Genomic DNA, 20349 nt, shown 5'->3' on the forward strand with positions numbered 1-20349 from the left:
TCCCGGACGGCACCCGGGAGCGCGTCCTCAGCGGCCCGCCCGAGTCACCGCCCGCTCCAGAGCCTGGAGGAACGCGTTGACGGTCGCCCGGTCCCGCACCGCCAGCCGCAGCCACTCCTCGCCCAGCCCCGGGAACGTGTCCCCGCGCCGCACCGCGTAGCCGAGGTCGCGCAGATGGCGGCGCACGGCGGCGGCACGGGGCAGGCGCAGAAGGACGAAGGGGCCCTCGGCGGGCCCGACGACCCGCAGCCCGTGGGAGGCGAACTGTGCGAGCCCGGCGACGAGATGGGCCCGGTCCGCGGCGACGCGGTGCGCCGCCCGGTCCGCCTCCGCCAGCGCGCGCGGGGACACGCACGCCTGCGCCGCCGCGAGCGCCGGCGTGGACACCGGCCACAGCGGCTGGGCCCGCTCCAGGTCCGCGATCGTCTCCGGCGCCGCCAGCACATAGCCGATGCGCAGCCCGGCCAGCCCCCACGTCTTGGTGAGGCTGCGCAGCACGACGAGCCCCGGCACGTCCGTCCGCCCGGCCAGCGCCTCCCGCTCGCCCGGGACGGCGTCCATGAAGGCCTCGTCCACCACCAGCGTCCGCCCGGGACGGGCGAGCCCCGCGACAGCGGCGGCCGGGTGCAGCACCGATGTCGGGTTCGTCGGGTTGCCGATCACCACCAGGTCGGCGTCCTCGGGCACCACCGCCGCATCCAGCCGGAAGCCGTCCTCCTCGCGCAGCAGGACCCGGTCGACCGTGTGCCCCGCGTCCCGCAGCGCCGCCTCCGGCTCCGTGAACTGCGGGTGCACCACGACCGGCCGGCGCACCTTCAGGGCACGCGCCAGCAGCACGAACGCCTCGGCGGCCCCGGCGGTCAGCAGCACCCGCTCCGCCGGCAGCCCGTGCCGCGCCGCCACCGCCGCCCGCGCGGCCCGCCCGTCCGGGTAGGCGGCGAGTTCGTCGAGCGACCCGGCGATGTGCTCCCGCAGCCAGGCCGGGGGCGTGTCCGCGCGCACGTTCACGGCCAGGTCGACCAGCGCCGAGCCGTCGTCACGGACCTCGGCGTCGCCGTGGTGCCGCAGATCGTGCCCGCCGGACTCAGTGCGCATGGGTGTGGGCGTGCCCGTGGCCGTGGTGGTGCCCGTGGTGATGGTGACCGTCGTCGTCCGGGTGGAAGTGCGGCTGCTGCGGGAGCCCCACCTTGTCCTCGAAGCCGGGCAGCGCGACGCGGTACACGCACGAGTCGCAGTTCATCCGCAGGTCACCCTTGAGGGCCTCCTCGTACCGCTCCATCACCAGGTCCAGCAGCTCCGGCTCCGGGCCGATGACGTCCGCGGACCGCACCTCGACCTCCGGGTGCGCCTCCGCCCAGCCCTCCGCCTGCTGTCGCACCCGGTCCGGCAGGATCCCGGTGAACAGGAAGTACGGCAGGACCACGATCCTCTTGGCGCCCAGCCGTACGCACCGGTCGAGGCCGCCCGGCACGTCCGGCGCCGCCAGCGACACGAACGCCGTCTCCACGCCCGCGTAACCGCGCCCCTCCCACAGCAGCCGCGCCGCCTTGAACACCTCCGCGTTGGCGTCCGGGTCGGTCGACCCGCGCCCCACCAGCAGCACGGTCACGTCGGACCGGTCGGAGGGGGTGCGGGCCGTGCCGCCGAGGGCCTCGTCGAGCCGCCGGTCCAGGACCGACAGCAGCGCCGGGTGCGGGCCCAGCGGACGGCCGTACGTGTACGAGATGCCGGGGTGGCGTTCCTTCTCGCGGGCCAGCGCCGCCGGGATGTCCCCCTTGGCGTGCCCGGCGGACACCAGCATCAGCGGCACGGCGGCGAACTGCCGTACGCCCTGCTCCACCAGCTCGGTGACCGCCTCGCCCAGCGGCGGCGGGGACAGCTCGATGAAGCCGCCGGCGACGGGCAGGCCGGGGTTGCGGCGCCCCAGCTCCCGCACGAAGTCGCGGAACGCCTCGGCTCCGGCGTCGTCACGGGTGCCGTGGCCGGCGATGAGCAGGGCGGGCGGGGTGGTCACGATGTCTCCTCGGACGAAAGGGGGTGGTACAGCAGGGCGTTGAGCGCGGCGGCGGCGACCGCCGACCCGCCCTTCTCGGACACGTTGCTCACGGCGGGCAGCCCGCTCTCGCGCAGCGCGGCCTTGGACTCGGCCGCCCCGACGAAGCCGACCGGCAGCCCGATGACGAGCGCGGGCGAGGCGTCCAGGGTCAGCAGCTCCTCCAGGGCGGTCGGCGCGCAGCCGATCACCCAGAGCGCGCCGGGCCCGGCCTCCTCGTACGCCAGCCGCATCGCGTGCGCCGACCGCGTCAGCCCGGGACCGGCGGTGGCGTCCTTCAGACGGCAGACGGTCTCCCGCCGGGTGATCCCGGCGGCCACCATCTCGACGTCCACGACCACGGGCGCCCCGCCGTGCAGCGCGGCATGCGCCTTCGCCAGCTCGCCCTCGTCCATGACGAGGTCGTCGGCGTAGGCGAGGTCGGCGGAGGAGTGGATGACCCGCTCCACGACCGCCCGGGTCAGCGGCGGGAAGCGCGAGGTGTCGAGCCGGGCGCGCAGCCGCCGGAACGACTCCTGCTCGATGGGGTGCACGACGCGGTTCACCGGGCCTCCTCCTGGTTCGTCTGCCAGCGGTAGCCGCGCGGCGTCACCATGCGTCCCGCGATCCGCCGGGTCGCCGTGTTGCCCACGGTCACGACCGTCATCATGTCGACCGTCGCCGGGTCCAGCGCGGCCAGGGTCGTCAGCCGGCTCGACTCGTCCGGTCGCGACGCGTTCCGCACGACCCCGACCGGCGTCGCCGGCGCCCGGTGCTCGGCGAGGATCGCCAAAGCCTTCGGCAGCTGCCAGTCCCGGCCCCGGCTGCGCGGGTTGTAGAAGGTCACCACGATGTCCGCCTCGGCCGCCGCCCGCACCCGCCGCTCGATGACCTCCCACGGTGTGTGCAGGTCGGACAGGCTGATCGACACGTGGTCGTGGCCGAGCGGCGCCCCGAGGATCGCGGCGGCCGCCAGCGCGGCGGTGACCCCGGGCACCCCGATCACGTCGATGTCGTCGGATGCCTCGGCGAGCGCGGGCGACGCCATGGCGTACACGCCCGCGTCCCCGCTCCCGATCAGCGCGACCGCCTGCCCCTTCCGGGCCTCCTCGACGGCCGTGCGCGCCCGCTCCTCCTCGGCGCCCAGCCCCGACTCCAGGATCCGGGTGCCGGGCCGCAGCAGGTCGCGGATCTGGTCGACGTACTGGTCCAGCCCGACGAGCACACGGGCCCGCCGGAGTTCGGCCTTCGCGCGCGGCGTGAGCAGGTCCCGGGCACCCGGCCCGAGCCCCACCACCGCGAGCCGCCCGCGCCCGGGCCGCCGTACGACGGCACAGGTCGCCATCGCGGGGCTCGCGGCCGACTTCCGCTTGGGGACCAGGAGTTCACCGCCGCGTATGAGGGCGGCGGCCTCCGCGACGGAGGGGGTGCCGACGGCGGCGAGCGGCGCGTCGGAGGGGTTCGGGACGTCGACCTCGGCCAACTCCTCGGCGGAGTGGGTGACGAGGGGGACGCCGAGGCGCGCGGCCGCTCCGACGATGCCGGGTTCGCCGGCCTTGGCGTCGACGGTGGCCAGCTCGGCGACGGACTTCGGGGAGAGGCCGGCGTCGCGCAACGAGCCTTCGACCAGTGCGAGCACTTCGCCGGCCGGGGCGCCCTTGGAGGCGCCGACGCCCACGACCAGGGAGGGCGGCCGCAGCACGACCTCCCGCTCGGCGGCATCGACCAGACGGTCCGTCAGGCGAATCACGTACGGTCCCTCGTCGGTGACGGGGAGCGGGGGCAGCGGCCACGGCACCTCGGCGCGCAGAGCCACGGGTTCGCCGTCGAGCAGCGCCCGCGACACCCCGGCGACATCGCCCTCCACCGGGAGGCCGAGGGTGTCGAGACCCGGCAGCCCGACGGCGTCCGTCGCCGTCGTCACCACGGGCTCCGCCCCCAGCACCTCCCCGACCTCGTACGCGAGCGCGTTGGCGCCGCCGCCGTGCCCGCCCACCAGCGACACGGCGAACCGCCCGCCCTCGTCGACGCACACCACACCCGGGTCGGTCCGCTTGTCCCCCAGCAGCGGCGCCACCAGCCGCACCACCGCACCCGTGGCCAGGAAGCACACGAGCTGCTCGCACTCCGCGAACGCGGCCCGCACGGCGTCCCCGACGGGACCGTCGTACACGCGCGTGCGGTCCGGCCACGCCGCGGCCAGCCGGTCCCGCGCCGCCGCGCCCGCCGCGGTGGCGGAAATGAGGCCGATCACTGGGCAACTCCTTCGGTACGGGCCGTGGTCCTCACACCCCACAGCAGAAATACGGGATTGGTGGCCGCGAGCCGGGTCACGTCCCCCGGCAGCGGCGCCAGCCGCGACGCGTGCAACAGCACCCCGTCGCAGGTGAACCCGGCACTCATGAGCGCTTCGCGCGCCGCCGGCACCCGGTCGAGCGCGGCCATGGCGACGACCACGGTCCGCCGGGCGCGCTGCGCACACGCGCCGATGACGGCGGGCAGCTCGCGTCCCCCGCCGCCGACGAACACGGCGTCGGGATCGTCGAGACCGGCCAGCACGGCCGGTGCCGTCCCGTGCACCGCATGGACGTCGACGCCGTGCGCGGCGGCGTTGGCGCGGATCCGCTCGACGCCGTCCGGGGTCTTCTCGACCGCGGTGACGGCGGCGCCCAGGCGCGCGCACTCCACGGCCACGGACCCGGAGCCCGCGCCGACGTCCCAGACCAGGTCGCCCGGCCGGGGACCGAGCCGGGCCAGCGCCAGCGCCCGCACCTCGAACTTGGTGATCATCGAGTCGCGGTGGACGAACTCCGCCTCCTCCAGGGCCCACCCCGCGGGCCTCCCGGACGGTCCCGCGACCGTCCGCACGGGCCCGAGCGCCCGCTCCTCGTCCAGGCACAGCACCACGCTCACCGCCGCCCCCCAGTCCCGGCCGGCGGCCTCGGCGGGCGTCACCCGATCCACGCGCTCGTGCGCGGAACCCAGCGCGGAGGCGACGACCAGGACACGAGAGCGGTCCTTGAGCGCGGCCCCGAGCTCCGCCGGCCCGGCCCCCGGCCCCGTCAGCACGGCGACCTTCGGATGCGCCCGGCACACGTTCACCGCCGTCCGCTGCTCCCGCCCGTGCGCGCTGACCACCACCGCGTCGTCCCACGGCAGCCCGACGCGCGCGAAGGCGGCGGCGACGGAGGAGACCCCGGCCCGGACGTCGAGCCGTCCGGACCCGAACCGCTCGGCCAGCGCCCGCACGATCCCGAAGAACCCGGGGTCACCGGAGGCCAGCACGACCACCGGCCGTTCCTTCTCCACGTACTCCTCGATGGTGTCGAGGGCGGGCGCCAGCGCCCCGAGGACGACCCGCTCCGCCCCCTCGGGCAGCCGTACGGCGTCCAGATGCCGCCGCCCGCCGACGACGAGCTCCGCACCGGCGAGGACGTCCTCGGGGACGGACGCCCCCGTCCCCGTACCGACCACCCTGATCATGTGCTCGCACCCCGCTCGCGCAGGGCCTTGCGGGCCTCGGGGTCGGCCTTGCGGTAGCCGTGGAAGTGACCGGGGTGGTACAGGTGCGAGCGGGTGCCGTGCGCGTCGAGGGCCGGGCCGACCAGGAACAGCGTGTGCTTCCAGAGCTTGTGTTCCTTGACCGTCTCCTCCAGCGTGCCGATCGTGCACTTCACGACCAGCTCCTCCGGCCAGGTCGCCTGGTAGGCGACGACGACGGGAGTGGTCGTGGGATAGCCGCCCTCCAGCAGCTCCCGCACCAGCTGCCCGCTGCGGGCCGCGGACAGGAACACCGCCATGGTCGTGCCGTGCTTGGCGAACTCCCGCACTTCCTCCCCGGGCGGCATCGGCGTCTTGCCGCCGCCCAGCCGGGTGAGCACGACGGACTGCGCGATCTCGGGGATCGTCAGCTCCCGCCGCGCGAGCGCGGCCACCGCGGAGAAGGACGAGACGCCGGGGACGACCTCGGTCTCGACGCCGATCGCGTGACACCGGTCGAGCTGCTCCTGCGTGCCACCCCACAGGGCGGGGTCGCCGGAGTGGATACGGGCCACACGCAGCCCCTCCGCGTGCGCCCGCTCGTACACGGCCACGACGTCCTCCAGCGACATCGTCGCCGAGTCCAGGATCTCCGCGTCCTCGCGCGCGTGCTGGAGGACCTCCGCCTGGACCAGGCTGGCCGCCCAGATCACGACGTCGGCCTCGGCGATGGCGCGCGCGGCACGGAACGTCAGCAGGTCGGCGGCGCCGGGGCCGGCACCGACGAAGGTCACCTTGCCGGTGGGGGCATCGGCCATGGGAATCGGTCCTCTCACTTCACATACTTACTGCGGTTGTTGCCGTCGGACGTGCGTGAACGCGGGCCGATCGGATAGCAAGGGCGCATGGCGGTCTTCGTCGCGCTCGGCGCGTTCCTCATGACGCTGGCCGGCGGCTGGACGGCACTGCGCGTGACGGACCGCCGCCACCTGGTGCTGGGCCTGGCCGGTGGCCTGATGCTGGGCGTGGTCGGCCTGGACCTGCTTCCGGAGGCCCTGGAGGCGGCGGGCACCGAGGTGTTCGGGGTGCCGGCCGCGCTGCTGCTGTTCGTGGCCGGCTTCCTGCTGGCCCATCTGGTGGAACGCCTGCTGGCCACCCGCCAGGCCGCGCACGGCGCCGGGGAACGTGACGGCCGCGTCCCCCAGGTGGGCCTGACGGCGGCCGCCGCGATGGTCGGCCACAGCGCCATGGACGGCGTGGCGATCGGCGCGGCCTTCCAGGTCGGCGGCGGCATGGGCGTGGCGGTCGCGCTGGCCGTGATCGCCCACGACTTCGCGGACGGTTTCAACACGTACACGATCACGCACCTGTACGGGAACGCCCGCCGCCGCGCGGTCACGATGCTGGTCGCGGACGCCGTGGCGCCCGTGGCGGGCGCTGCCTCGACGGCCTTCGTGACGATCCCGGAGACGCTGCTCGGCTGCTACCTCGGCCTGTTCGGCGGCGCCCTGCTCTACCTCGCCGCCGCCGAGATCCTGCCCGAGGCCCACCACGAGCACCCGGCACACTCGACGCTGCTGTGCACGGTCGCCGGGGTGGCGTTCATCTGGGTGGTGGTCGGCATCGCGGGCTGACGCCGCTCTCGACGCCCTCACAGCTTGCCGCCCCGCCCGCCCTCGCGCCGCGCGGGCGCGATCAGCGTCGACAGGTACGGCAGGGGAGCGCCGTCGAGTTCGGCGGCCGACCGGATCGACTCGGTCTCCAGCCCCAGCGCCGACCCCCACACGGCGTCGCCGAGCCGCCCCGTCTCGCGCAGCGCCTCGGCGACCTCCCGGGCCTGCCGGCCGAACTTGTAGGCGACGACGGTCCCGGGCCCGCCGAGGGCGTCCTTGAGCACGGCGGCCCCCGCGGTGACGGGCACGAGCGTCAACGGCTCGGTCCCCTCCGTCAGCACCGCCCCCGACCGAGCCGCCAGATCCTGCATGGCGGTGATCCCCGGCACGGTCTCCACCACGATCCCCGGAACCAGCTCGGCGACGGTCTGCGCGAGATAGGTGAACGTCGAGTACACATTGGGGTCGCCGATGGTCGCGAAGGCGACGCTGCCGTACTGCTTCAGCAGCTCGGCCACCCGTTCCCCGGCCGCGTCCCAGGCGGCCTCGCGCCGCGCCCGGTCGCTGCGCTCGTTGAGCGCGAACACGACCCGTACGACCTTCTCCTCGGGCACGTAGTGCAACACGGTCGCCTCGGCCCGCCCCCGCTCGCCGGTGTCCATGACGGGCACGACGACGACAGCCGCCGCCCGCAGGGCGTTGACCCCCTTGACGGTCACCAGCTCCGGATCACCGGGCCCCACCCCGACTCCGACCAGCCTGCTGCTCATGACGTCCGGCACCTCTCCACGAACCGACGGGCGACACCGGGCTCGGACGCCCAGTGCGTGTGCAGATAACTCGCGTGCACACCGCGTTGTACGAAACCTTCGACCCGCCGCCGGGGAGCCCGCAGCCCCCAGGCGGGAACGGCTCCGGCCCCGGGCTCGACCACGGTCCGATGAAACTCGTGCCCCCGCATCCGCGTCCCCGCCGCGGCGAGCGCACTGTCGCTCACGGCAACGGCGTCCCGGTACCCGAGGGTGAGCCGCTCGGACATCCGGGCCGTCGCGTCCAGCACCCCGCACATGGGCCGCCCGTCCAGCTCCCGGCACAGGTAGAGCAGCCCGGCACATTCGGCGGCGACCGGAGCACCGCTCTCCGCGAGGGCGGCGACGGCCTTGCGCAGGGGTTCGTTGGCGGACAGCTCAGCGGCGTACACCTCGGGGAACCCGCCGCCGATGACCAACCCCGCGGTACCGTCCGGCAGTTGCTCGTCCCGAAGGGGATCGAAGGTGACGACATCGGCCCCGGCGGCGGTGAGCAGTTCGGCGTGCTCGGCGTAGGAGAAGGTGAACGCCTCTCCGCCGGCAACAGCGACAACCAGCCCGTCCGGCGTTTGAGGACGAGGCCGTTCAGGCCGAACCGGGGGTCCGGGGGCAGGGCCCCCGGGGCCGGGAACGGGAAGGGGCGGCGGGGGCGAAGAAGCCAAGGCCTCAGCCGCATCCCAAGCCGCACAGGACAACACACCCGCACCCCGCGCCAGCGCCACCAACCCATCAAGATCGCATCCGGCGCTCACCTGCGCCGCCATCGCGGCAACCGCCTCCACAGCCGCGGACCGCCGTTCGGCAACCGGCACCAGCCCCAGATGCCGCGACGGCGCGTCCACCTGAGCCACCCGCCGCAGCACCCCCAACACGGGCACCCCGGCCGAGTCCAACGCCTCCCGCAGCAACTCCTCGTGCCGGTCCGACGCGACCTTGTTCAGAATCACGCCCCCGACGCGTACCTCCGGATCCCACGACGCGAACCCGTGCACCAGCGCCGCCACCGACCGGGACTGCGACGACGCGTCCACCACGAGGACGACGGGCGCCCGCAGCAGCTTGGCGACATGAGCGGTGGACGCCAGTTCGCCCTCCCCGGCGGCCCCGTCGTACAGCCCCATCACCCCCTCGACGACGGCGATGTCACACCCCCGGGCCCCGTGCAGGAACAGCGGCCCGACCAGTTCCGGCCCGCACAGGTACGCGTCGAGGTTCCGCCCCACCCGCCCGGTGGCGAGCGCGTGGTACCCGGGGTCGATGTAGTCCGGCCCGACCTTGTGCGGGGACACGGCGAGCCCCCGCGCGGCGAACGCGGCCATCAGCCCCGTGGCAACGGTGGTCTTGCCGCTGCCCGAAGAAGGCGCGGCGATGACCAGCCGGGGGACGGACGAGGACATCACCACTCGATGCCCCTCTGCCCCTTCTGCCCGGCGTCCATGGGGTGCTTGACCTTGGACATGTCGGTCACGAGGTCGGCGAAGTCCACGAGCTTCCCGGGCGCGTTCCGCCCGGTGATCACCACATGCTGGGTGCCGGGCCGGTTCCGCAGGACGTCCACGACCTCATCGGTGTCCACCCACCCCCAGTGCATGGGGTACGCGAACTCGTCGAGCACGTACAGCCGGTACGTCTCGGCCGCCAGGTCCCTCTTGACCTGCTCCCAGCCCTCCCGGGCCTTCTGCTCGTTGTCCATCTGCTGATCGCGCTGCACCCACGACCAGCCCTCGCCCATCTTGTGCCAGTCGACGGTGCCGCCCTCCCCGGAGGCGCCGAGCACCCGCAGCGCGTTCTCCTCGCCGACCTTCCACTTCGCCGACTTGACGAACTGGAACACCCCGATCGGCCACCCCTGGTTCCAGGCGCGCAGGGCGAGCCCGAAGGCGGCCGTCGACTTGCCCTTCCCGATGCCGGTGTGCACGACCACCAGCGGGCGGTTGCGGCGCTGACGCGTGGTCAGTCCGTCGTCCGGCACCACACTCGGCTGTCCCTGAGGCATTACGCGGCCCTCCTCTGTGCGTCCTTCACCAGTCCGGCGATGCTGTCCGCCCGCAGCTCGTCCAACGTCACCGCCGTACCGCCGAGCTCACCCGCGAGCTGCCCGGCCAGTCCCAGCCGCACGGGCCCCGACTCGCAGTCGACGACCACGGAGGCGATCCCGTCGGCGGCGAACAGCCGGGCCGCACGCGAAGCCAGCGCGACCGGCTCGGGCCCACCGGTGGCCCGCCCGTCCGTCACCACGACGACCAGCGCCCGCCGCGCCGGATCCCGCAGCCGCTCCACGCGCAGCATCTCGTGCGCCTTCAGCAGCCCGGCGGCGAGCGGAGTCCGCCCGCCGGTGGGCAGCGACTCCAGCCGGGCCGCCGCCGCGTCCACGGACGACGTGGGCGGCAGCGCCACCTCCGCGCCCGCCCCCCGGAACGTCACCAGCCCCACCTTGTCCCGCCGCTGATAGGCGTCCAGCAGCAGCGACAGCACGGCCCCCTTCACGGCGCCCATCCGCTGCCGCGCCGCCATGGACCCGGAGGCGTCGACCACGAACAGCACGAGGTTGCCCTCACGCCCCTCGCGCTTCGCCTGCCGCAGATCGTCCCGGCGTACGACCAGCCCCGGCCCCGACCGTCCCCGCGCCCGCTGATGCGGCGCCGCCGCCCGCACGGTCGCCGACAGGTGCAGCTTGGTGAGCGCCCCCTGCGGTCGCCGGGCCCCGGTCGTCCGCCCGTGCTCGGTCCGCGCCCGGGACCGCCGCCCGGCGGCCCCCTCGCCGATGCCGGGCACGCTCAGCACCTTCGTCCGGAAGGGCTCGGAGGCCCGAGCCGCGGACTGCTCGGACGAGCCCGAAGCCTGCGGCTCCCCGCCCTCGCCGGCCTCGGGACGCGCACCGGTGTCACCGCCCTGCGGCCCCTCCGAGGGCGACTGCCCGCCGCCCCCGCCGGGCCCGTCCGGACCGGGATCGTCGTCGTCGGGGGAGTCCCCGAACTCCTCCAGCGTCTCGTCGAGCTTGTCCTCGTCGAGCCCCGGCGCGTCGAAGGGATTGCGCCGCCGCCGGTGCGGCAGCGCGAGCAGCGCCGCCTGCCGTACGTCCTCGGCGAGCACCTCGGTCCGCCCCGCCCACGCGGCCAGGGCCGTGGCCGTACGCGCCATCACGATGTCGGCCCGCATGCCGTCCACCTCGAAGGCGGCACAGGTCGCCGCGATCTGCCTGAGCGCCCCGTCACCCAGCCGCACCGACGGCAACAGCTCCCGCGCGGTGACGATCCGCGCCCGTACGGCGGCCTCCTCGTCGGCCCACCGCGCGGCGAACCCGGCCGGGTCGTCGTCGTAGGCGAGCCGCCGCCGCACGACCTCCACGCGCTGGTCGGGCTCCCGGGAGGCGGCGACCTCGACGGTCAGCCCGAACCGGTCCAGCAGCTGCGGCCGCAGTTCGCCCTCCTCGGGGTTCATGGTCCCGACGAGCAGGAAACGCGCCGCGTGCCGTACGGAGACGCCCTCGCGCTCCACGTACGACGCGCCCATCGCGGCCGCGTCCAGCAGCAGGTCGACGAGGTGGTCGTGGAGGAGATTGACCTCGTCGACGTACAGGATCCCGCGGTGCGCGTCGGCCAGCAGGCCCGGCTCGAACGCCTTCACGCCCTCCGCCAGGGCACGCTCGATGTCCAGCGCGCCCACGAGCCGGTCCTCGGAGGCGCCGACGGGGAGCTCGACCATGCGGGCCGGACGCCCGACGCCACCGCCGCTCTCGTGCGGTCCGTCCGGGCAGGCGGGGTCGGGGGAGGCCGGGTCGCAGGAGAACCGGCACCCGGGGACGACGTCCACCTCCGGCAGCAGCGCCGACAGCGCGCGTACGGCCGTGCTCTTCGCGGTCCCCTTTTCTCCCCGTACCAAGACACCGCCCACCGCGGGGCTTACCGCGTTCAGGAGCAGCGCCAAGCGGAGGTCGTCCTGTCCGACGAGGGCACTGAAGGGATAGGGCGTGCTCACGCGGTGATCACTCCTTCGGGGAATTCATGGCGGAACGCCTCGCAGCCGAGTCGCGACCTCGTCATGGTCGAAGCCTGCTCCCCGCCGACGCGGGGGTGGTCCGACGTACTCCGCGCTGAGTCGCTCGTACATCCGGTGCTCCCCGCCGACGCGGGGGTGACGAGGAAGATCATGCATCCCCCTCCAGATCGCCCTCGAGTTCGAGGTAGGTCGCCCGGAGCCGGTCCAGGGTCTCCTGGTCCGGCTCCGCCCAGAGCCCTCGGTCAGCCGCTTCCAGCAGGCGCTCGGTGATGCCCCTCAGCGCCCACGGGTTCGACTGCTTCATGAACTCCCGGTTCTCGGGGGCGAAGACGTACTCGCCGGCCAGCTTCTCGTACATCCAGTCGTCCACGACCCCGGCCGTGGCGTCGTACCCGAACAGGTAGTCGACGGTGGCCGCCATCTCGAAGGCACCCTTGTAGCCGTGCCGCCGCATCGCCGCCATCCAGCGCGGGTTGACCACCCGGGCACGGAAGACGCGGTGCGTCTCCTCACCCAGAGTCCGGGTCTTCACCTGGTCCGGCGTCGCCGAATCCCCGACGTACGCCTCGGGGCTCGCGCCCGTCAGGTGCCGCACCATGGCGACCATGCCGCCGTGGTACTGGAAATAGTCGTCGGCGTCCGCGATGTCGTGCTCCCGCGTGTCGACGTTCTTCGCCGCGACGGCGATCCGCCGAAACGCCGTCTCCATGTCCCCGCGCGCCGCCCGCCCGTCGAGCCCTCGCCCGTAGGCGTAGCCGCCCCACACGGCGTACACCTCGGCCAGATCCGCGTCGCTTCTCCAGTTCCGCGCATCGATCAACGGCAGCAACCCGGCCCCGTACGCCCCCGGCTTGGACCCGAAGATGCGAGCCGTCGCCCGCCGCCGGTCGCCGTGCCCGGCGGTGTCCTCGTCGGCGTGCGCCTTCACGAAGTTGCGGTCGGCGGGCTCGTCCAGCTCGGCCACCGCCCGTACCGCGTCGTCGATCAGCCCGACGACGTGCGGGAACGCGTCCCGGAAGAAGCCGGAGATACGGACCGTGACGTCGATGCGCGGCCTGCCCAGCTCCTCCAGGCCGACGACCTCGAAGCCCGTCACGCGCCGCGAGGCGTCGTCCCACACCGGACGGCAGCCCAGCAGCGCCAGGATCTCGGCGATGTCGTCGCCCTGGGTACGCATCGCGGAGGTGCCCCACACCGTGAGGCCCACCGACTTCGGGTACTCGCCGGTGTCCTGGAGGTACCGCTGGACGAGGGAGTCCGCCAGCGACTGACCGACCTCCCAGCTCAGCCTCGACGGAATGGCCTTGGGGTCGACCGAGTAGAAGTTCCGTCCGGTCGGCAGCACGTTGACCAGTCCGCGCGTCGGCGAACCGGACGGCCCCGCCGGGACGTAACCACCGTCGAGGGCCTTGAGGATGTGGCCGATCTCGTCGGTGGTCCTCGCCAGACGCGGTACGACCTCCTCGCAGGCGAACTCCAGCACGGCGACGGCGTCGGGGAGTTCGGTGCCGAGGACCTCACGGACCAGGGCCGGGGCCGCCGCGACGTCCCACGCCCGGGATTCCATGCCCTCCGCGATCCGCCGGCACAGCTGCTCCAGCAGGTCGATCGCGTCGGCCGCGGTACGCGCCGGGCCTTCGACGAGATCCGTCAGCTCCACCGGCACCTTCACCGGGGCGCCCGGCTCGGCGAGCAACTCCTTCTCGACCAGCCCGAAATGGGCCGCCAGGCAGGCTCGCAGGCCCGGCAGGGCGTTGGCCTGCCCGCCCCACACCTGCGAGGCACGCAGCACGGCCAGCACCAGGTTGACGCGCGGCTCACCGACCGGACCGCCGCCCAGGATGTGCAGGCCGTCCCGGATCTGCACGTCCTTGATCTCGCAGAGGTAGCCGTCGATGTGCATGACGAACTCGTCGAACTCGTCGTCGTCCGGCTGCTCGTCCACGTGCAGGTCGTGGTGCAGCTCGGCCGCCTTGACGAGGGTCCAGATCTGCGCCCGCACGGCCGGTGCCTTCGCCGGGTCCAGGTCGGAGACGAGCGCGTACTCGTCGAGCAGCTGCTCCAGCTTGGCCAGGTCGCCGTACGTGTCGGCGCGCGCCATCGGCGGCACCAGGTGGTCGACGACGGTGGCGTGGCCGCGGCGCTTGGCCTGGGTGCCCTCGCCGGGGTCGTTGACGATGAACGGGTAGATCAGCGGCAGGTCGCCGAGCACGGCGTCCGGAGCGCAACCACCGCTGAGACCGAGCCCCTTGCCCGGCAGCCACTCCATCGTGCCGTGCTTGCCCATGTGGACGATCGCGTCGGCGCCGAAGCTGTTCTCCAGCCACCTGTAGGCCGCCATGTAGTGGTGGGAGGGCGGCATGTCCGGGTCGTGGTAGATCGCGATGGGGTTCTCGCCGAAGCCGCGCGGCGGCTGGATCATCACGACGACGTTCCCGAACTGGAGCGAGGCCAGCACGATGTCGTCCCCGTCGACGTACAACGAGCCCGGCGGCTCGCCCCACGCGTCCACCATGGCCTGGCGCAGCTCCGGGTCGAGCTTGTCGAACCATGCCTCGTAGTCCGCGAGCGGCACCCGCGCGGGCGCGGCGGCCAGCTGCTCCTCCGTCAGCCACTCGACGTCGTGGCCGCCCGCCTCGATGAGCCGGTGGATCAGCTCGTCGCCGTTGTCGGGGTGCCCCTGGACCAGGTATCCGGCGTCCCTGAGGGCGTCCAGCACGCGCACCGCCGACGCCGGCGTGTCGAGGCCCACCGCGTTGCCGACGCGCGAGTGCTTGGTCGGGTACGCCGTGAAGACGAGCGCGACCTTCTTGTCCTCGTTGCGCTTGTGCTTCAGTCGCGCGTGCCGTACGGCGATCCCGGCGACCCGCGCGGCCCGCTCCGGGTCGGCGACGTACACGGGCACGTCGGCGCCCTTCTCGACGACCTGCTCCTTGAAGGAGAACGGCACGGTGATCAGGCGCCCGTCGAACTCCGGGATCGCGACCTGCATCGCCGCGTCCATGGGGGAGAGGGCGGCGTCGGACTCGTCCCAGGCGGCTCGCGTCGAGGTGAGGCACAGTCCCTGCAGCACGGGAATGTTCAGTTCGGCGAGCGCCCCGATGTCCCAGGACTCCTCGTCCCCGCCCGCCGACGCCTGCGAGGCGTGTGTGCCGCCGGCGGCGAGGACGGTGGCGACCAGTGCGTCGGCCCGGCCGAGGATCTCGTACAGCCCGGCGTCGGCGCCGCGCAGCGAACCGCAGTACACCGCAAGGGCGTTGGCGCCGCGCGCCTCGATCGCGTCGCACAGCGTGTCCACGAAGGCGGTGTTGCCGCTCAGCTCGTGGGCACGGTAGAAGAGCACGCCGACGGTGGGCCGGCCCTCGACGTACGGACGCTCGCCGTGAACGCCGTACTCCGGCATCTTCCGCGGCTCGGCGAACCCCTCACCCGTGAGCAGCACGGTGTCCGACAGGAACCGCGCCAGCTCGGTGAGGTTGGCCGGGCCGCCCTCCACGAGGTACCTGAGGGCCTCCGCCACGACCCCGGCCGGCACGGACGACTCGGCCATCAGCTCCGCGTCCGGCACGGCCTCCCCGCCGAGCAGCACGGTCGGGATGCCCGAGGCTTTCAGCGCGGCGAGCCCGTCCTCCCAGGCGCGCTTGCCGCCCAGCAGCCGTACCACGGCGATGTCCGCGCCCTCGACCAGTGCGGGCAGCTCCTCGGCGACGTCCACCCGGGTCGGGTTGCCGATCCGGTACGAGGCGCCGGAGGCCCGGGCGGCCAGCAGATCCGTGTCGGCGGTCGACAACAACAACACTGTGCTCATGCGGGCGCTCCCGGTGGAATGAAAGGCAGTCCTTGCGGCGCGCCCGACTCGATGAGCCGCCACAGCGCGTCCGTGTCCGCGTGCTGTTCGATCAGGTCGCCGAGCCGGTCGAGCTGCTCCTCGCGCAGCGCGGCGAACGAGGTGTCGGCGGCCGGTACGAAACGGCGGCCCGCGGCGGCCGCCACCTCGCGCAGGAAGGCCCGCCGGAAGCCGTCCGACTCCAGCGAGCCGTGCCAGTGCGTGCCCCAGGTCTGGCCGACCCGGCAGCCGTCCAGGAAGGGCTCACCGCCTGCGACATCGGCGACCCCGTGATGGATCTCGTACCCCTCGACCCGCTCACCGAGGGCTTCCCCCACCGGCCGGGTGAGGGTCTTCTCGCGGGCGAACCGCACCCGCAACGGCAGGATCCCGAGTCCGTCGACGTGCCCGCGGCGGCTCTCGACCTCGTCCTCGATGTGCTCGCCGAGGATCTGGAAGCCACCGCAGATGCCGAGGACGGGCTTGTGTTCAGCGGCCCTCAGGGCGATGGCGTCCGCGAGCCCGCGCTCCCGCAGCCACTCCAGCGCCCGGACCGTCCCCCGGGTCCCCGGGATCACCACCAGGTCGGCGTCGGCCAGTTCCTCCGGCCGGTCCACGAACCGCACCACGACACCCGGCTCGGCGGCCAGCGCGTCCACGTCGGTGAAGTTGGACATCAGGGGGATCGCGCAGACGGCGACACGGAGCACGTCGTCGCCGACGGGCGGTGCGACGACCGACTCCCGTACGGCACCGCGCAGCGACACCCTGAGCCCGTCCTCCTCGTCGATGCCGAGGCCGTGCCGGTAAGGGAGGACGCCGTACGTCTGCCGTCCGGTGAGCCCGTGGAGCATGTCGAGCCCGGGTTCGAGCAGCGAGACGTCCCCGCGGAACTTGTTCACGAGGAACCCGGCGACGAACGCCTGGTCCTCGGGCGACAGCAGGGCGACCGTCCCGAAGAAGGAGGCGAAGACCCCGCCGCGGTCGATGTCGCCGACGACCAGGACCGGGAGCCCGGCATTGCGGGCGATCCCCATGTTCACGATGTCGGTCCGCCGCAGATTGATCTCGGCGGGAGAACCGGCCCCCTCACAGATCACCGCGTCATACGTGCCCCGCAACTCGGCCAGACACTCCAGCACCGTCCCGAGCAGCTTCTGCTGCCGCCCACCGTGGTAGCCGCGCGCGCTCAGCTCGCCCACCGGCTTCCCGAGGAGCACCACCTGACTGCTCTGCTCGCCGCCCGGCTTGAGCAGCACGGGGTTCATCAGCGCGGTCGGCTCGATGCGGCACGCCTGTGCCTGCATGGCCTGCGCCCGCCCGATCTCGGCCCCCTCGCGCGTCACGAAGGAGTTGAGCGACATGTTCTGCGCCTTGAAGGGGGCGACCTTCACCCCCTGCCGCACCAGCCACCGGCAGATACCGGCGGTGACGACGCTCTTGCCGGCGTCGGAGGTGGTGCCGGCGACGAGGAGACCACCGCTCATGATGTACGCCCCCTTGAAAGACCCTTGACGATGCGCCGCCCGGCGACACCGGCGCCGAGCGCGAGCAGGCCGACGCGCCGGGAGAGCCGTACGGCCCGCTCGATGTCGCCGACCCGGACGGCACGGCCGTCCCGGTTGAGGAGGGGCCGGTGCTCCACCCGCCCGCCGTACGAGAGTGTCCCGCCCAGCCGGACGCCCAGGGCACCCGCGAACGACGCCTCCACGGGCCCGGCGTTGGGGCTCGGGTGCTTCGCGGCGTCCGCTCGCCAGGCCCGTACCGCCCCCCGGGGGCTGTCGCCCGCGACGGCGGCGAGGGCGGCGGTCAGCCGGGCGCCCGGCCATCCGGCGAGGTCGTCGAGCCGGGCCGAAGCCCAGCCGAAGCGGAGGTACTTGGGTGACTTGTGGCCGACCATGGCGTCGAGGGTGTTCACGGCCCGGAATCCGAGCAGCCCCGGCACCCCGGCCAGCGACCCCCACACCAGGGCCCCCACCACCGCGTCGGAGGTGTTCTCGGCGACGGACTCGACCACGGCCCGGGCGATCCCGTCGGCGTCCAGCGCCTGCGGATCCCGCCCGCACAGGTGCGGCAGCCGCGCCCGGGCGGCCTCGATGTCCCCCGCCTGAAGGGCCCGCCCGATGGTCCTGGCCTCGCGCGCGAGGGAGGTCCCCCCGACGACGGACCAGGTGGCAGCGGCGGTCAGCGCGACGGAGGCGGTGGGGGAGCGGCGTACGGCGCGGGCGGCGGCTGCTCCGAGGGCGACGGCGCCGCCGGCGCACACGACGGCGTGCAGGGCGCCCCAGCCCCGGTGGTTCCGCCACAACGCCCGCTCCACGGCACCGGCGGCCCGCCCGAACGCGGCGACCGGATGCCCGCGGCGTGGATCGCCGAGGAGCAGGTCACCGAGGAGGCCGGCGGCGGCGCCGTACGCGAAGACGCGTTCGGCCCGCATCGGCTCAGCCGGCCGTGGGGTCGGGCAGAGCGTCGCTGATGAACCACGATCGGCAGCCGCGCATGGCGATATGTCCTCACTCAGGGTGTCCACGCCCTGGTTCGACGAGACCGGCGGTGAGAGTTCCTGGCTCCCGGGGCTGTGCGCCCCGGTGACAGTGGCGGGACCGCGCCGGACTCTCACCGGCTTCCTCTCCTGCCGCCGTACTGGCCACGGCAGTCCACCACGGGTGTGGAAGGGCCGTCAACTTGCTGTTGACCTGCGGTGGAGGAGTGTGCTGAGGCCCACACACGTGTGTGGGGTGCGGGACGGAAGGCCGTCCCGCACCCCAGGGGTGCCGCGAGGGTCGTCGCTCAGGCGACGATCAGATAGATCCCGTACGCCACCGCCGCCGCGCACGCCGCGAAGCACACGTACGCGCCGGTGACCGCGAGGGCCGCGCTGCCGCCCTGCGCGGCGGCCCGCTCCTGACGGGAGAGGCCCGCGACGCCGAGGGTGAACAGGCCCACCAGGGCCACGGTGACCACGAGGCTGACCCCGAAGACGGAGCCGAGAGCCGCCCAGTCGATCTTCATGCTGCTTCTCTTCCTTCGATGCCGGGTGGGCCGGGATCAGACGGTGGTGGGGGCCGACGGGGCCTTCGAGTCGGTGGCCTGGGCCGGGATCGCGCCCGTCAGGTCCTCGGCCACCGTGCCCACCGGGGGCGGGGTCACGGCGGCGATCGCCGTGGTCACCACGCCGGCCGGCTCCTCGGGCTCGTTGACGTTGGTGTGATCGACGACCTCGCGCCGGGAGATCTTCCAGATGGCGGCGCTGGAGGCGATCAGGAAGACCGCGACGAGCGCCGTGCCCCAGTCGCCGAGGCCGGTCACGTACTCGGCGAGCGCGCCGACCAGGGCCGCGGCCGGCAGGGTCAGGCCCCAGGCGACGAACATCCGGGTGGCCGTCGACCAGCGCACCACCCCGCCCTTGCGGCCGAGGCCCGCGCCCATCACCGAGCCGGAGACCGAGTGGGTGGTGGAGAGGGAGAAGCCGAGGTGGGAGGAGGCCAGGATGACCGTGGCCGCGCTGGTCTGGGCGGCGAAGCCCTGCTGCGGCTGAAGCTCCGTCAGGCCCTTGCCCATGGTGCGGATGATGCGCCAGCCGCCGAGGTAGGTGCCGAGCGCGATCGCGAGGCCCGCGGACAGGATGACCCACATGGGCGGGTCGGAGTCCGGGGCGAGGGAGCCGCCGGCGATCAGGGCGAGGGTGATGATGCCCATCGTCTTCTGCGCGTCGTTCGTGCCGTGGGCGAGGGAGACCAGGCCCGCGGAGGCGATCTGGCCGGCGCGGTAGCCCTTCTCGGACGTCCTGCCGTCGGCCTTCCGGCCGAGGGCGTACGTCAGCCGCGTGGCGAACATCGCCGCGATACCGGCCACGATCGGGGCGGCGACCGCCGGGATCAGCACCTTGGTCACGAGCGCGTCGCCGTGCACGGCGCCGACGCCCGCCGAGGCGATGGTGGCGCCTATCAGACCGCCCATGAGGGCGTGCGAGGAGCTGGAGGGGAGCCCGACCAGCCAGGTCAGCAGGTTCCAGAGGATCGCGCCGACCAAGGCGGCGAAGATGACCTCGGGACGGATGCCGGTCTCGTCGACGAGACCCTTGGAGATGGTGTTGGCGACCTCCACGGACAGGAAGGCGCCGACAAGGTTGAGGACGGCGGACATGGCGACCGCGACCTTGGGCCTCAGGGCGCCCGTGGAAATGGTCGTGGCCATCGCGTTCGCGGTGTCGTGGAAACCGTTCGTGAAATCGAACGCGAGTGCGGTCACCACCACAATCGCGAGGATCAGCGAGAAGCTTTCCATTTACCCAGGCAATCGTTCGAAGTCATTGGTCGGTTGACCGTAGGCAACCCGGGTGAACAGCAGATGAACTGGGATGGGCCTCGGGGTGACCTTAAGAGGGGGCCGGCGCTCCGCTGTGCCCGGCGGGCTCCACCGTTGTGGTGCGGGGTGTATCCCGTGTCTTCCGGGTTGTATGCGATGCCGAGCGCGGGCGGCTGCGTCCCCCGGAGACGAGCGCCGCCACGGACACCGCGAGGACGCGGCTGCGGCGGGGCACGGTATGTGACCATGGGCCGTGGGCCGTCCCTGGCAGGATCGCGGCAC

Annotated in this window: 16 protein-coding genes and 1 riboswitch; of the genes, 1 reads left to right on the forward strand and 15 read right to left on the reverse strand. The window is 73.6% G+C overall.

Features of this window, described 5'->3' with window-relative positions:
• Window positions 1–27: 27 nt before the first annotated feature.
• The 6 genes from cobC to cobM are packed head-to-tail and all read right to left on the reverse strand — an operon-like array spanning window position 28 to window position 6330.
• Window positions 28–1095, reverse strand: coding sequence for an Rv2231c family pyridoxal phosphate-dependent protein CobC (gene cobC / locus NW895_RS08490; protein WP_289934714.1), 1068 nt, complete (start codon window positions 1093–1095; stop codon window positions 28–30).
• The gene (locus tag NW895_RS08495; RefSeq protein WP_289934834.1) at window positions 1085–2017 is read right to left on the reverse strand and encodes a sirohydrochlorin chelatase; all 933 of its coding nucleotides are present in this window, start codon (window positions 2015–2017) and stop codon (window positions 1085–1087) included. Before NW895_RS08495 ends, cobC begins: the two co-directional genes overlap by 11 nt.
• Window positions 2011–2598 carry a precorrin-8X methylmutase gene (locus NW895_RS08500; RefSeq protein ID WP_289934715.1) on the reverse strand — a complete coding sequence of 196 codons (588 nt, stop codon included), beginning with the start codon at window positions 2596–2598 and terminating at the stop codon, window positions 2011–2013. Before NW895_RS08500 ends, NW895_RS08495 begins: the two co-directional genes overlap by 7 nt.
• Window positions 2595–4286 carry a precorrin-3B C(17)-methyltransferase gene (gene cobJ / locus NW895_RS08505; protein ID WP_289934716.1) on the reverse strand — a complete coding sequence of 564 codons (1692 nt, stop codon included), beginning with the start codon at window positions 4284–4286 and terminating at the stop codon, window positions 2595–2597. The genes NW895_RS08500 and cobJ overlap by 4 nt, the downstream gene beginning before the upstream one ends.
• Entirely contained in the window at window positions 4283–5515 is a 1233-nt protein-coding gene (gene cbiE, locus NW895_RS08510) for a precorrin-6y C5,15-methyltransferase (decarboxylating) subunit CbiE (protein ID WP_289934717.1), read from the reverse strand. Before cbiE ends, cobJ begins: the two co-directional genes overlap by 4 nt.
• A complete protein-coding gene (cobM, locus tag NW895_RS08515) occupies window positions 5512–6330 on the reverse strand; it encodes a precorrin-4 C(11)-methyltransferase (protein ID WP_289934718.1) in 819 nt (272 codons plus the stop codon). The genes cbiE and cobM overlap by 4 nt, the downstream gene beginning before the upstream one ends.
• An 87-nt stretch (window positions 6331–6417) precedes the next feature.
• Between cobM and NW895_RS08520 the strand changes: the two genes are divergently transcribed.
• Window positions 6418–7146, forward strand: coding sequence for a ZIP family metal transporter (locus tag NW895_RS08520; RefSeq protein ID WP_289934719.1), 729 nt, complete (start codon window positions 6418–6420; stop codon window positions 7144–7146).
• Between the two features lie 17 nt (window positions 7147–7163).
• Here the strand turns inward: NW895_RS08520 and cobI are convergent, their stop codons facing one another.
• From cobI to NW895_RS08565, 9 genes are all read right to left on the reverse strand, one after another.
• Window positions 7164–7895, reverse strand: a complete 732-nt coding sequence (cobI, locus tag NW895_RS08525; RefSeq protein ID WP_289934720.1) for a precorrin-2 C(20)-methyltransferase — start codon at window positions 7893–7895, stop codon at window positions 7164–7166.
• Window positions 7892–9331 carry a cobyrinate a,c-diamide synthase gene (locus NW895_RS08530; protein WP_289934721.1) on the reverse strand — a complete coding sequence of 480 codons (1440 nt, stop codon included), beginning with the start codon at window positions 9329–9331 and terminating at the stop codon, window positions 7892–7894. Before NW895_RS08530 ends, cobI begins: the two co-directional genes overlap by 4 nt.
• A complete protein-coding gene (cobO, locus tag NW895_RS08535) occupies window positions 9331–9930 on the reverse strand; it encodes a cob(I)yrinic acid a,c-diamide adenosyltransferase (protein ID WP_289934722.1) in 600 nt (199 codons plus the stop codon). Before cobO ends, NW895_RS08530 begins: the two co-directional genes overlap by 1 nt.
• Complete coding sequence (locus NW895_RS08540; RefSeq protein ID WP_289934723.1) at window positions 9930–11912, reverse strand: putative cobaltochelatase; 1983 nt, start codon at window positions 11910–11912, stop codon at window positions 9930–9932. Before NW895_RS08540 ends, cobO begins: the two co-directional genes overlap by 1 nt.
• Before the next feature lie 169 nt (window positions 11913–12081).
• Window positions 12082–15741 carry a cobaltochelatase subunit CobN gene (cobN, locus tag NW895_RS08545; protein WP_289934724.1) on the reverse strand — a complete coding sequence of 1220 codons (3660 nt, stop codon included), beginning with the start codon at window positions 15739–15741 and terminating at the stop codon, window positions 12082–12084.
• A complete protein-coding gene (locus tag NW895_RS08550) occupies window positions 15738–17246 on the reverse strand; it encodes a cobyric acid synthase (protein ID WP_289934725.1) in 1509 nt (502 codons plus the stop codon). Before NW895_RS08550 ends, cobN begins: the two co-directional genes overlap by 4 nt.
• Window positions 17243–18196: a cobalamin biosynthesis protein gene (locus NW895_RS08555; protein ID WP_289934726.1), complete on the reverse strand. Its 954-nt coding sequence runs from the start codon at window positions 18194–18196 to the stop codon at window positions 17243–17245. The genes NW895_RS08550 and NW895_RS08555 overlap by 4 nt, the downstream gene beginning before the upstream one ends.
• 98 nt (window positions 18197–18294) lie before the next feature.
• Window positions 18295–18428, reverse strand: a riboswitch (cobalamin riboswitch).
• A gap of 121 nt (window positions 18429–18549) precedes the next feature.
• Window positions 18550–18771 carry a hypothetical protein gene (locus tag NW895_RS08560; RefSeq protein WP_289934727.1) on the reverse strand — a complete coding sequence of 74 codons (222 nt, stop codon included), beginning with the start codon at window positions 18769–18771 and terminating at the stop codon, window positions 18550–18552.
• A 36-nt stretch (window positions 18772–18807) separates the two neighbouring features.
• Complete coding sequence (locus NW895_RS08565) at window positions 18808–20046, reverse strand: inorganic phosphate transporter (protein WP_289934728.1); 1239 nt, start codon at window positions 20044–20046, stop codon at window positions 18808–18810.
• Window positions 20047–20349 lie beyond the last annotated feature (303 nt).

The sequence above is a fragment of the Streptomyces sp. S.PNR 29 genome (assembly GCF_030386795.1).
Classification (GTDB): domain Bacteria; phylum Actinomycetota; class Actinomycetes; order Streptomycetales; family Streptomycetaceae; genus Streptomyces.

What these genes read in the sequence shown, in the direction of transcription:
- NW895_RS08555 (WP_289934726.1), bottom strand. Translation starts at nt 18,196, where the DNA reads ATGCGGGCCGAACGCGTCTTCGCGTACGGCGCCGCCGCCGGCCTCCTC.
- NW895_RS08520 (WP_289934719.1), top strand. Translation starts at nt 6,418, where the DNA reads ATGGCGGTCTTCGTCGCGCTCGGCGCGTTCCTCATGACGCTGGCCGGC.
- cobC (WP_289934714.1), bottom strand. Translation starts at nt 1,095, where the DNA reads ATGCGCACTGAGTCCGGCGGGCACGATCTGCGGCACCACGGCGACGCC.
- cbiE (WP_289934717.1), bottom strand. Translation starts at nt 5,515, where the DNA reads ATGATCAGGGTGGTCGGTACGGGGACGGGGGCGTCCGTCCCCGAGGAC.
- NW895_RS08550 (WP_289934725.1), bottom strand. Translation starts at nt 17,246, where the DNA reads ATGAGCGGTGGTCTCCTCGTCGCCGGCACCACCTCCGACGCCGGCAAG.
- cobN (WP_289934724.1), bottom strand. Translation starts at nt 15,741, where the DNA reads ATGAGCACAGTGTTGTTGTTGTCGACCGCCGACACGGATCTGCTGGCC.
- NW895_RS08560 (WP_289934727.1), bottom strand. Translation starts at nt 18,771, where the DNA reads ATGAAGATCGACTGGGCGGCTCTCGGCTCCGTCTTCGGGGTCAGCCTC.
- cobI (WP_289934720.1), bottom strand. Translation starts at nt 7,895, where the DNA reads ATGAGCAGCAGGCTGGTCGGAGTCGGGGTGGGGCCCGGTGATCCGGAG.
- NW895_RS08565 (WP_289934728.1), bottom strand. Translation starts at nt 20,046, where the DNA reads ATGGAAAGCTTCTCGCTGATCCTCGCGATTGTGGTGGTGACCGCACTC.
- cobO (WP_289934722.1), bottom strand. Translation starts at nt 9,930, where the DNA reads ATGCCTCAGGGACAGCCGAGTGTGGTGCCGGACGACGGACTGACCACG.
- cobM (WP_289934718.1), bottom strand. Translation starts at nt 6,330, where the DNA reads ATGGCCGATGCCCCCACCGGCAAGGTGACCTTCGTCGGTGCCGGCCCC.
- NW895_RS08530 (WP_289934721.1), bottom strand. Translation starts at nt 9,331, where the DNA reads ATGTCCTCGTCCGTCCCCCGGCTGGTCATCGCCGCGCCTTCTTCGGGC.